The organism is Paenibacillus sp. J22R98 (assembly GCF_059383835.1).
Genome location: NZ_JBXENW010000009.1, coordinates 291,250 through 303,865 on the forward strand (window position 1 = coordinate 291,250; position 12,616 = coordinate 303,865).

Genomic DNA, 12,616 nt, shown 5'->3' on the forward strand with positions numbered 1-12,616 from the left:
GTACATTCGATCATGCATTCGAATGTGCGCTCGCGCAGACTGCCCTTTTATTTTCATCTATAGTGATCGCCTTACACCGGCTGCAGCTGCAGCAGATGTGCGCCGATAGCTTCTTCCTGCATCGGCACGCCGAGCAGATATCCTTGATAGAAGTCGCAGCCCCACTGCTTCAACAGATTCAACTGTCCCTCGTACTCCACGCCTTCCGCTACAACTTCAAGGCCCAGCTCATGCATAAGTGCTATCAACGCCTTTACGATTGCAGCATCGGCATGTTCTTCGCATATATGCCTGATATAAGAGGTTTCCAGCTTCAACGTATGCAGTGGCAGTGTCCGTAAATAAGTCAAAGAAGCATAACCGATCCCGAAATCATCCAGCGCAATGCGGATGCCCAAATCTCGCAGCTGCTTCAGAACCCCGCAGGCCCGTTCGCCGCTGTCGATCATGCTTCTCTCGGTAATTTCAATTTCCAAGCCTTCCGTCGACGTTGCTGTTTCCTCCAGAATACGCTGCAACGACTGAACGAAATCTGGCAAAACAAGCTGATTAGGGGATAGATTAACCGAGACAATTAGGTTCGTTAACCCTCTGGCTTTAGTCCTGTTCAGCATCCCGCAAGCTTCGCGGATGACCCACTCGCCGATCTCCACAATCTGGCCGCTCTGCTCAGCAAGCGGAACAAACTCATTAGGCAATAGAAGGCCGAGCTGTGGATGCTGCCAGCGCAGCAGCGCTTCAAAGCCTCTCAAACGCCCTTGCGCTTCGTATAGCGGTTGATAATAGAGCGACAGCTCATTGTTCTGCAGAACGCTGCGCAGCGCGATTCTGATCGCTTCCACGCGAAGCATCTGCGCGGCATCGTCCTCGGCATAGATGACAACCTGGTTGCCGCCTGCTGCCTTCGCTTGCTGAAGCGCAGTTTCAGCATGGCGCACAAGCCGCTCTGCCGTCTCACCGTCTGCAGGGTAGCTGCTTACGCCGATGCTGCAGAAAGGCTGCAGATTCTGACCCCGGACCTGCAGCCACTCCTCTGTCGTCTTCTTCAGCTCTTCGATGAGCTTGTCCGATTCTACAGGCGCATCGTCGATCTTGACGATCCGGAATAAGAGAAATGTATTGCCGCTGAACCGGAACACCGAGCCCGACCAATGGGTAAGCTCGCACAAGCGATTGGCCATCTGACGAAGCGCCTCGTCGCCGAATGCAGTCCCTCTGGTTTCATTGATGAGATAAAAGCGATCCATATCTACAAGCGCCGTAAGCACGCCTCTATTGCAGCTTCTTGCCAAGGAAACCGCTCTTGCGAGCATCGCAAATGCGGCCTTACGCCCCGGTAAGCCTGTTAGTGAATCATATACTTGATCAGCTGGCACATTCCCACGGCGCTGCTGACCAGCCCGCTGAGAGAATGGATCCCTGACTTCCATCGCAAATCACCCACCCTTCCGACCTATCTCCAACATTACTATACTAGGTAAATTATCACATAAATTCAGTAGGAATAAAGTAGGTATGTAAGGTTGCTGCATTAATTTTACCTAAAAATAAGCGTAAAAAAGCGCTCTGCCGCACGAGTTTCGTGCCCCGGCACAGAGCTTCTGTTATTTATGTCATAAATTGGTTGGATTCATAGAAAAAGCAGCGCGTTGTTGATGCGCTGCTTTTAATAGTAAATATTGCGATTGTGGCTTGGTTAACACAAATTGATTGGCATATACACGCAACTCAACATGAGTTGTTAATGAACCGATTCCACCTCGGTCACATACTTATACCCGACTCCCCATACGGTGCGGATATAGTGCGGTTCCTTCGGATTCTTCTCTACTTTGCGTCGTAGATTCACGATATGTACATCGATTGCTCGATCCGTAACAAAGGAGTCAAACCCTCGAATCGCATTAATTAAGTCTTCTCGGCTGAATACTTTACCCGGATGTGTAAGAAAGAGCTTCATCAGTTCAAACTCCGAGAAGGTCGTTTCGACAAGCGTACCGCGCACAAGCAGCAGCCGCCGCTCCGAATCCAGCCTGATCGTCGTCTCCGATTTCTCATTGTCCTCTCCCGCTTGAATGGCACCTTCAGCGACCGCCGTTTGCATCAGCTTCGCCCTGCGAATAAGCGCTTCTACGCGGGCACTCAGCTCGTGCATGGAGAAAGGTTTGCATAAGTAATCGTCTGCTCCTGCACGCAGTGCTTGGACGCGCTCCGACACTTCTGATTTCATAGAAACAATCATGATGGGAACCGAGGAATGCTGGCGTATTTGGAGGCACAGCTCTGTACCATCCCAGTCGGGAAGCATGAGATCCAATAAAACGACATCCGGCGCGAACTGTTCCAGCAGCATCAATCCTTGCCCGCCGGTAGCGGCCTGTTTAATTTCATAGCCCTCTTCAGACATGTACATGGACAGCATATCGCTCATCATCACATCATCTTCGATAACCAGTATTTTGTACATGCTTCTCACCTCATGAAGGGATTCATGAATCGACTAATCTTCTTACTACTAATATACAATAGGAAGATCAACCCAACAATAGATTGTTAGAAAATTGTTAGGATATATTGTCGAATTCTGTCAATTCTGACAAGTGAGCTACTAGCTCTTTTAGAATCTCATTCACTTCTGATGCGGTCTTGTACACGGTATCAATTTCCAGTAATTCTTCCGATACTTTGAGCAGCTGCTCCAGCTCCTGCGCGGCTTTAGCCAGCTTGACTGCCGACAAATTGCCGGCTACTCCTTTGAGCGTATGCGCCATCCTGCGGGCAAGCGTGAAATCTCCATTCGTCAATGCTTCGTGCAGCCGTTCATCAAAACTTACGTAATCCTTCACAAACAGCTTTAACATATGATTCAAAATATCCCGCTTCCCGTTTACCCGCTGCAGCGCTTCTTCCAGCTGCAGGCCGGGTATCCCCTTATGAAGCAATTCGTCATCAAGCGATTGCACCGGTACATAAACAGCACCTACGGCATCACGATCTCTGGACTTCGTCTTGGCCGGCTCGATGCGAAACTCCCCACCATATCGAATCCATTTCGATATGATCTGCAGCAGCGCATCCGGAGGAATCGGTTTCGTCAGTACATCGTTCATGCCCTGCTGCATATACCGGTCATGATCCTCCTGCATAATATTCGCAGTAAGCGCGACGATCGGCAGCCGATCATACTTCGAGTCAAGGCGAATAATACGCGCCGCCTCATCGCCGTCCATTTCCGGCATATGGATGTCCATCAGAATGAGGTCATAGCGTCTTGTGGTCAGCTTCCGAAGCACTTCGGTTCCGGTCTCCGCCACATCAACCGTAAAGCCCCATTCCTTCAGTTGTTCCACCGCAACCAGCTGATTGATATCGTTATCCTCAGCGAGCAGAATCGCTCCGCTCGGCCGTTTCGGCTTCTCTACGGCGGCAACTGCCACCTCGGCATTGGCCGCCATTACAGCCCGCTCTGTATGCTCAAACAACGTCAATAGCGATTGATAGAGACTCACTCGCGTAGCCGGCTTCACAAGAATCGTATCCGGACGTTTCTCCTCCGGCAGCTTGAGAAGCTCCTCACGTCCGTATGCCGTCGTCAGCGCAATCGTCTTCACTCCGGCATCCCTCGCCGTTTCGTGCATGTTATGCCATGTCTCTTCGCCATACATGTCTGGCATTTCAAAATCGAGCAGCAGCGCAAACGGCCGCACGCCTATACCTGAACGAAGCAGCCTCTCCTGGGCTGTTTTCCATGAAGTCAGCGCAATTGGCGTCAAGCCGCAATCTTCGAGACCCACGCAAAGCCGCTGGCTCAGCAGCTCGTAGTCCTCGACGACCCAGACGGAATATTCCTCGCCTTGCCCGAGCACGAATCGGCCCTGCTGCCGCTCCTCCGCTATAGGAAGCTCAATCATAAAGGTAAACTGACTGCCTTTGCCGATCTCGCTCTTTACCTGAATCGTGCCGCCCATCAGTTCAACCAAGCGCTTCACTATGACAAGGCCAAGGCCCGTACCGCCATATTTGCGATTCGTGGCAGCGTCCGCTTGGACAAACGGCTTAAACAGCTTGGAGAGCTGCTCTTCCGTCATGCCGATCCCGGTATCCTCCACGAGGAAGGCAAGTTTTACATTCTTCTCAAAGCGTCCGCGCGGAAGCAATTGGACCTGCAGCTTGACATGTCCGTGCTCCGTAAACTTGATCGCATTCACACATAAATTGAGCAGTACCTGCTCAATTCGCAGCCAATCCCCGATCAACTGCTCCGGTAAGTCATTAGGTGTATCAATAATAAATTGGAACCGTTCCTTGCCGCCTACAAACATGCTCAGCAGCTCCGTCAGCTTATGAATCATACTGTACGGGTCAAACGGCATCTCATTTAGCTCTATTTTGCCGGCCTCGACTTTAGCGAAGTCCAAAATATCATTAATAATCGAAAGCAGCGCTTCGGAGGAATCTCTTGTTTTATGAAGGTAATCCAGCTGCAGGGAAGTTAACTCCGTCTTCTGCAGCAGTCCGGTTAGCCCAATAATACCAGCCAGCGGCGTTCTGATCTCATGGCTGATTTGCGCTAAGAAGTGGCTCTTCGCCAGATTGGCGCTCTCCGCCTCGCGTCTTGCGTGCTCCAGCTCGAATTGCACCCGTTTATGCTCCGAGATGTCGCGTGCGATACAAGAATAGAAAGTTTCGCCGGTCTCATCGTCACGATGAACGACAAGGATCTTGGAAACCGGAATGAATTCGCCTTGAACCGTCCGCAGCAGCACCTCATCCTCTTGGTAGCCATAAGCTTGCGCGTCCTCAATTCCTTGCAGCAGCTCGCCTATGGTCCGCATCGGCATTTCATCATTGTCATTATAAAATTTATGTATGCCAAGGAGCGTGCGCCCCGCTGCATTAATATAGAGCAAACGGCCTTGATCATCGAACATCGCGATCAGGTCCTTCGCGGCCCCCATGACCTTGAACTGCCGATTCCGAGCCTTCTCTGCCTGCTTCTGCATCGTAATATCGCGGGCAATCGCGGCCACGCCGATAAATCGCCCTTCTCTGTCCCTCATCCCATTAGAGCTGTGGGCAACCGGGAAGCTGGTACCGTCTTTACGAAGATAGTTCCATTCCCGTTCATAGGAGAACCGCTCCGATCGAAGCATTTCGAAAACCGTTATATCAGCAGGGACCGGATAGCCATGCCGTATGGAAAGCCGCTCAGCCTCCCGCTCGATATCCGCCGGATCAATAAACAATAGACCCGTCGCTTTATTGATGACCTCTTCTGCCTTATAACCCAACATTAACTCTGCCGCCTTGCTGAAATAGGTAACCCGGTATTGATCATCCAGCACGATAAAGGCAAATTGATTCTGGTTAATCATGGCATCCATGCGTCCGAACATGCCGCTCAGCTGCACTTTCATTTCATTGACCGAATGCGACAGCTGCGAGATCTCATCGCCGCTGTCATCAAGCACGTTGTTCACGTCAAACCTGCCGGCAGCAGCCGCTTCCGTTACATTGATAATGCGTTTGATACGCCTGATAATATGATCCGAGAATAAGAAGAAGAGAATCGTCAGCATAGCCTCTGCAATGGCGATCGATAAGACAGAACGCCACTTAATCGCTTCCAGCGGCTGTTGAATCTCAGACAGGGATACGTTCAATCCAATATGCCAAGACGTCCCCTTCACAGCGGAGAAGAAAAGAATCGAGGAGCCGGATTGCCCATCCAGCTCAAAATAACCCTTATCATTCACGAGCATATCCAGCGCAGCCGGCTGGAAGGGCAGCTCTTCGGACAGAATCGATTTCGAAGACAAGTCCGGCAACCCGCTCTCCGTCGGTGCTTCAATGATTTCTGCCTTATCGTTATACATGAATAACCGATCCGTAGTCCCAACCCGAATATTTAAATGTTCGCTGTACATACGCTCTGCGAGCAAGGAGGCATAGATAATGCCAATAACCTCGTTGGTCGTGCCGTATACCGGAACTTGAATGACTATGATTTTGGCTTTCGTGCTGCCGTTTGTCATTGGATCTGTCACGACGACACGACCGCTCATGGCAATAGGGAAGGAGGCGTCATTAGCTAATTCGATTATTCTACCGTCGCTTAGCAGCGCTTTACCGCTTGGATCGGCGAACCCGATCGTCTCAAACGGTGAACCTGTTCTGCGCGTTTCATTCCAGAAGTAAGCTTCTCGCTCAAAATTAGCACCGAAGCGAACCTGATCCGTCCGGCTCATCACTTCTACCTCTGCCCGGCGGGTATCAATCCAAGAAGACAAATTGTTTGCTGTATTTTGAACCTTCGTATTCGCCTTCTCGATAAGCGCTTCCATAATGGTGTGCTGGGCTGCTGAGTAATTGCCATAACCGACAATTGTCAGAGCGCCAGAGGTCACAACGAGGATAAGGACAAGAACTTTGGTTCGCAATGAGAAACTTCCCAATCTAAGCCCTCCAGTAAGGAACAATGGTAGTAATTCCCCTATTATACCTTGAGTGGAAATAGCTTCATAGATCTATTGAAGGAGTTTCATGTTCGCTATGTACTAGGAATTTGTTTGCATTTGCAAAAGCTGCATACGATGAATGTAGTAATGTTTGGAGCAATACCCCTTACTAATCGACGATTTCTGGCACTTCACCCACTTGCACAGGGTTGGCTCTGCGGATTGACGGACCTTGGTGACGACCGGATCACCGTGTCTGCGCCAGCGCTGATGGTGCATGGAGCACATGTTCTTCGCCTTCACCGGTTTGTCACATTCATTAATGGTACAATTCTGCATACAAATTCGCCCTCTCGATGTAAATACAAAGATGCAACTCTATGTATTATTATGAGTGAAAATGCTTCATTTGGAAAGTTCGCAAAAATAGCAAATTTGCTGGTAAATGTAGCATTGTACGAACCACATGGATTATATTAGAAAGACCGAATAATAAAAATATTCATAAATAATCATAATTACTTATAAATAATCAGTTGATAATTCAGTTTTCCACTCTTATACTGTTCTATAAACGACAACTGGATTGCGCTTACAGCCATCAGATTGTATACGCACTCAACAGCCAAAGCCGATTGCGAGGGATAGCCAAAGTGACACTATTGACCGCTATATTTCATACCATACGAACGCCATTAGCTGTTGTTGTAGGACGGGGTGACGACATACGGTTTAACAGAGCAAACAAGGCCTTCTCCAATCTTGTAGGCTGCTCTGAAGCAGAACTGGCGGGCTTGCCGCCAAGCAGGTTATTCTCAGCCTGGAACAATAACAATCTGCTCAACTCTATTAGCTCCGAGACGGTCCTATTAGATCGGCCGAAACCCGAAGAGCCGCAGCGGCTGCTCCTCACCTGGGAAGCTGTCAGGGATACGGAAGAACCGGCTTACCTGATTACAGCCGAAGATATTACAGCCAAGACCTGGATCGACACGATAAGCAGCTCGAAGAAGGTGCTGTTCTCCGGCATTTTGAGCGATTCCTATGTCATTGAGCGATACTATCAGCATGATTCCGCACCGTTGTTCGACCGACTCTTTCGAATCGAGCGAGAGTCTCTCCATATGTTCTTCAATAACACTGACCGCGAACGTCTGGTCTATGCACTTGAGCAAGCAGCGCTTCACAATCGGATGGACCGTATCGTCGTTCAAACTAAGCTGGCAGCCAACACCGCCCAGCTGGAGCTGCATATCACCTTCCGTCCGTTCTATAGCGGCGATGGTGTCCTGAAGCATTTTGGTTTTATCGTGACAGATGTCCAGACGATTTCGGAGGCCGTGGACCCTTCGGTGACGTTAAAAGTGTTGATGGCGCGCAGTTATATGTCGGCTCAGCAGCTGTCTATTGAAACCGGCATATCGCTTCAGACGATTTCGAAGCTTCGCAACGGTAAGATCGGGAAGCCGCAGCGGCAGACTGCGATGCTCATTGCATCCAAACTGAATGTGACGCCTCAAGATATTTGGCCTTAAACAAGGTGAACCGGCTGCCCCCGTCCTCTTGGTGGCAGTCGCAACGTATGAACACAAAAAGCGGAGATCCTAGGATCTCCGCTTTTTTGTATTATTGCGCTGCTTTATGTATGAGCTTCAAGCTGCGGCTGTTCGCCGCAATCTCTTCGAAAAACTTCGCATCAGCAGCGGCCAAGCGCCGCCATGCTTTCACGCAAGCCGGGTCGAAGTGGGCTCCGCTGCCTTGAATGATAATGTTCATCGCTTCCTCATGCGACATCGCCTGACGGTAGGATCGCGATGAGGTCAGTGCATCGTATACGTCCGCGATGGCCGTAATCCGTGCCAGCAGCGGAATGCTCTCGCCGCTCAGCCGATCCGGATACCCCGTTCCATCCCATTTCTCATGATGGGAGCGGATCACCGACAGCTCGTCCTTCAGGAACCCGAGCCGCTTGCACATGTCATAACCGGAAACCGGATGCCGCTCGATGACAAGCCGTTCCTCCGGCGAAAGCTTCCCTGCCTTGTTCAAGATCGCATCAGGGACTCTCAGCTTCCCAACGTCGTGCACAACGCCGCCCTGCGCTATAGCTCGCAGCTGATGTTTATTGAGCTCCATCTCCTCGCCAAGTCGAAGGGCATACAGCGCTACGCGATTATTATGGCCGGCTGTATAGGCGTCTCGCGCCTCCGTAGCCATAATAAGCGCTTGAACGCTTGGCGTCTTGCAGGCTTCAAGCCAAGCACGCGGATCGGATTGGAACAATACTTTCAGTGAATTGCTGAAGGAACCTTGTGAGAAATACTGCTTGAGCAGTCCAACTAGCATGATGACCATAGAGACCAATAGCAATACGTGATAGAGCCACCAGCTTAAATGCCACGACGTGCCCATGACGATAATATATTGAGCCGCGATAATAAGTCCGACACTATAAACAATGGCGCGCTGCAGCGGGAATCCCGCACTTTGATAGGATTGCCAGTACCGATACATCGTCCACACGCAAGTAATACAGGTGATGGATGAGGCGATCCATTTGTAAGGATCTATGTTAAGCGGGATTTCATCTATCATATGCGGCTGCTGCAGCGCCAACAGGCAGATGAAGCCTAGCAGCACCAGCCATGCCGGTATGAGCCACGTTCGTATCTTCGACAGCTGCCTTATGATGAAGCGATCCGTTGATACGGATGACAAGAACAGCCACACCGAGGTAACCAGTACGCTAAGCTGAGCTAATACGCTCGGCAAGTGTCCGGCATGAATGATAAAGCCCGGCGTAGTCAGCCCATGCAAGACGAATATCCCGGCTAAGGATACATATGCAAGCGACATGAAGCCTACTTTAATATTCCGCAGACGATGTCCGGCAATACCAACTGCAATGGCAGCCACAATCGCCAGCGCTGCAACAAGCGTTACGATTTGAAAATGCCGCTCCGGCGCCTCAACAGAAATATCGAGCGTCTTAAAGGAGCGCAGCCCTTCAAAAAATAAAATCGGCAGTAAGACGCCCAGAATCGGTCCGATGGCGGATTTTTCTTTCATCTGCATGGGTTTAAGCTCCTTCTCATAGATCTGCCTCTTACATGCCGCTGCTTTAATTTCCGACTTGAATGGTCGTAAACATCCCGCCGGCCGCTAGTGTGAAATTATTCGAGGTATGATGCGGAATATGGCAATGAAACGGCCAGCGGCCCGGGTTCCATGCATCAAACTGAATATCGCGCGTCTCGCCCGGTGCTACGAATACGGTGCTTTTGCGAAGTTGGTTCCAAGGCGGTACTTCATTACCGTCATACGCGGTTTCGAGCATCTGCACCCCATGAAGATGCATGGGATGCCCTTGCATCCCTAAATTAGCTAATCGAATTCGAACACGGTCCCTCAGCCCCACATGAAGCGGCGACGTATTCGGGAAGCAGCGTCCATTCATCGTAAAGAAATTAAACCCGTCCGATAGTGGATCCACGTCATAAACGCCCGGATGGAGCTCGCCTTTGGGAATACCGTTCAAATGAAACTCCTGAAGCATATAAGCAAAGTCTCTGGTGACTTGCTTCTCTTGTCGATTCCGAATGATGAACAACCCGCCTAGCCCCATCATTTCTTGCCGTATGGATTCAAAATGACTGTGATACATATGTGTACCGGGCGGATTAATAATTCGAAAGCGGTAATCTAAGCCGTAGCCGGGCTGTATGAGCGGTGAAGGCTCAAACGGCGGTACACCATCCATCGCATTAGGCACATCAAGCCCATGCCAATGAACGCTTGTCGGCTCCGGCAAGTTGTTGATCACTCGAATTTGAACGAAATCCCCTGGCTCCACAATAATGGTTGGCCCCGGAATAGATCCGTTGTATCCATAGCCTTGCATAAATACTCCTGGCAGAATTTCCTGCTGAACTACACCGGCGAACAACTCAAAGCATTTTACCCCATTCATTACCCGATAGGGCAGCAGCGGCAAATCCGGCGATTCTACCATTCATATCTCCCCCTGTTCATAAACAACGAAGTTTATGCCGGGAAGTGCTAGAATATGACTTCTGCCTGATAGGTCTATTATCCTTCTTTCAGAATATCGGTTTTTCGACAATAAATTTGTAGTTCTGCGGACATAAAGAAAACAGGGCTCCGCTTGCTTCAATAAGCAAACGCAACCCTGTTCAGGCACTTACTTGGCGCCAACCGACAAATCGCCGGAGCCTGTATGAATATGCAGCGGAATGGATCCACTGCCGAAGAGCAGCACGTCGCGATCATCCTTGTCCGTCGATTGCTCCCCGCCATCCCAATCATTGTCGAGGCTGCCGGAGCCGTGACTAAACGTGATACGAGCCGATGCGGGCTGTTCGTCCGTCTGAATCGAAACATCACCGCTGCCGGTCTCCAGCTCAGCAGGCTGTTCGAGTGCTTTTAGAATTAAGTCTATGTCACCGCTGTTCGTTTCAATCTGAAGCTCTGCAACAGCATCCGTCAATTCGACATCGCCGCTGCCGACATCAACCGTGAACTTCTTTGCCTTAAGACCTTCAGTGGTGACATTGCCTGAGCCTGCATTTACCGCAATGAGAACTGTGGCCGTAACATCTGCGAAGCTGATGTCGCCGCTGCCGATCTTCGCTTCAATGGATTGCGCATTCAGTTGCTTGAGCGTCATATCGCCCGAACCGGAATCAAGCTTAATTTGATCCGCCTTGAGCTGCGCAATATCGATATCTCCACTGCCTGCATCCAGCATCAGCTTCCGATACTGCTGCTCCGGCAGCTCCAGCCGCAAATCCAGATTGCGAATGTTGATGCCAATCGTGAAACCGACGCGATCCTGCACCGAAACATGAAGCACATTGCCTTCTCTCTGAAGCTCAAGCTTCAGTTTATCCCGGTATTTCTTGCTGGCACGGCCTGTCAGCTCTGCCTTCACTTCATTATTCGAGCTAGGAACGACGGTGAGGTCCAGGCTGCCGGTATCGATCTCAATCTCTTCAATACCATCTCCCGCTACCGTCTGCTCTTGGGCCACCTTCTCCGTTCCGAAGGAGAGCGCTCCGTCTTTCCGGAATGTGCCGAAGGCGCCGATCAAACCGACAACGAGCAGTATCAACGCGACAACGATCCAATTTCTCATCCTTTTTTCACCCTTATCACTCTGGAATTAAATTTCAAATAACTTAAGGTCATCTTCGCAAAAGCTCTTGTCAACCAGTGCGCACCGGCACCGATCAGCATCCCGAGTGCAATTAGCACCATGGAGAGGAAGGTACCTTGCAGAAGCGTAATGCCGCCGCCATATGCGCCTTCATAGATTGCCATAACGGAGGAGAGTCCTACAGCAATGGCTGTCGCCCATATCGCTACAAGCACGCCAAGCAGTGCAACATAGGGACCTAGCACGAATACGAGGTTGAAGAAGCCTAAGCTGACAGCAGCGAGCACGGCCCGTGATACGAGGGTGATGCTTCCGCTCTTATTCGATGCTTGGTCGACGCGATAATTAAGCAGCATTTCCTTCGCAATTAATCGCGGATCGCCGAGCTCGTCGGCTGCCTCCGCTTCAGAGCGTCCATGCTCGGCTGCCATGCGAAAATGCTCCTCGTAATCGTACATCCACTCCCTGCGAAGCGGCTCCGGCACAGGCGACAGCAGCTCCCATAGCTGTCCCAAATACTGCTCTCTGATCATCGTTCGACACCTTCCTTAATCAATTCATCTACTGCGACGGAGAATGTCCGCCATTCACTGATCAGCCCCATGAGATGCGTATGTCCTTTTGGCGTGAGCTTGTAATACTTCCGAGGCGGACCTTCTGATGATTCTTTGAGATAGGTTGAAAAATAACCCTCCTGCGTCAAGCGGCTGAGCAGCGGATAAACACTGCCGACGGCGACCTCGAATTTCGCGGACATGGTGACCGCAAGCTCGTAGCCGTAACGGTCCTCCCAAGCGGTTAACGCAAGAACGCACAAATCGAGCACGCCTTTCTTAAACTGTACATTCATAGTCAACGCTCCTATACCATATCGTTAAGTATTCATTAATGTAGAATAGTGGGGCAAAAAAAATGTTCCTGCTGCTATAGTATATCGCTCACTATTCGTTTATGCAATATAGCGTCAGAAAAATAGTTATTC

At 50.3% G+C, this 12,616-nt stretch carries 9 protein-coding genes; 1 reads left to right on the forward strand and 8 read right to left on the reverse strand.

Annotation, left to right across the window (positions count from 1 at the left end; all coding sequences use genetic code 11):
• Nucleotides 1-71: 71 nt before the first annotated feature.
• From AC50Y3_RS23770 to AC50Y3_RS23780, 3 genes are all read right to left on the reverse strand, one after another.
• Nucleotides 72-1,430 (reverse strand): putative bifunctional diguanylate cyclase/phosphodiesterase, encoded by a 1,359-nt coding sequence (locus AC50Y3_RS23770; RefSeq protein ID WP_494821199.1) that lies wholly within the window; start codon nucleotides 1,428-1,430, stop codon nucleotides 72-74.
• Between the two features lie 311 nt (nucleotides 1,431-1,741).
• Nucleotides 1,742-2,467 carry a response regulator transcription factor gene (locus AC50Y3_RS23775; RefSeq protein ID WP_494821200.1) on the reverse strand — a complete coding sequence of 242 codons (726 nt, stop codon included), beginning with the start codon at nucleotides 2,465-2,467 and terminating at the stop codon, nucleotides 1,742-1,744.
• Nucleotides 2,468-2,564: 97 nt separating this feature from the next.
• Nucleotides 2,565-6,440 carry a response regulator gene (locus tag AC50Y3_RS23780; protein WP_494821201.1) on the reverse strand — a complete coding sequence of 1,292 codons (3,876 nt, stop codon included), beginning with the start codon at nucleotides 6,438-6,440 and terminating at the stop codon, nucleotides 2,565-2,567.
• A 671-nt stretch (nucleotides 6,441-7,111) separates the two neighbouring features.
• Between AC50Y3_RS23780 and AC50Y3_RS23785 the strand changes: the two genes are divergently transcribed.
• Nucleotides 7,112-7,993 (forward strand): helix-turn-helix domain-containing protein, encoded by an 882-nt coding sequence (locus tag AC50Y3_RS23785; protein ID WP_494821202.1) that lies wholly within the window; start codon nucleotides 7,112-7,114, stop codon nucleotides 7,991-7,993.
• Between the two features lie 91 nt (nucleotides 7,994-8,084).
• Here AC50Y3_RS23785 and AC50Y3_RS23790 read toward each other — a convergent pair whose 3' ends face one another.
• The 5 genes from AC50Y3_RS23790 to AC50Y3_RS23810 all read right to left on the reverse strand — a co-directional run bounded on the left by AC50Y3_RS23790 (nucleotide 8,085) and on the right by AC50Y3_RS23810 (nucleotide 12,484).
• Complete coding sequence (locus tag AC50Y3_RS23790; protein WP_494821203.1) at nucleotides 8,085-9,533, reverse strand: HD-GYP domain-containing protein; 1,449 nt, start codon at nucleotides 9,531-9,533, stop codon at nucleotides 8,085-8,087.
• A gap of 46 nt (nucleotides 9,534-9,579) precedes the next feature.
• Nucleotides 9,580-10,470, reverse strand: a complete 891-nt coding sequence (locus AC50Y3_RS23795; protein WP_494821204.1) for a multicopper oxidase family protein — start codon at nucleotides 10,468-10,470, stop codon at nucleotides 9,580-9,582.
• 189 nt (nucleotides 10,471-10,659) lie between these two features.
• Nucleotides 10,660-11,613, reverse strand: a complete 954-nt coding sequence (locus AC50Y3_RS23800; RefSeq protein ID WP_494821205.1) for a DUF4097 family beta strand repeat-containing protein — start codon at nucleotides 11,611-11,613, stop codon at nucleotides 10,660-10,662.
• Nucleotides 11,610-12,167, reverse strand: a complete 558-nt coding sequence (locus tag AC50Y3_RS23805; protein WP_494821206.1) for an HAAS signaling domain-containing protein — start codon at nucleotides 12,165-12,167, stop codon at nucleotides 11,610-11,612. Before AC50Y3_RS23805 ends, AC50Y3_RS23800 begins: the two co-directional genes overlap by 4 nt.
• Nucleotides 12,164-12,484: a PadR family transcriptional regulator gene (locus tag AC50Y3_RS23810; RefSeq protein WP_091224208.1), complete on the reverse strand. Its 321-nt coding sequence runs from the start codon at nucleotides 12,482-12,484 to the stop codon at nucleotides 12,164-12,166. Before AC50Y3_RS23810 ends, AC50Y3_RS23805 begins: the two co-directional genes overlap by 4 nt.
• Between the last annotated feature and the right edge of the window lie 132 nt (nucleotides 12,485-12,616).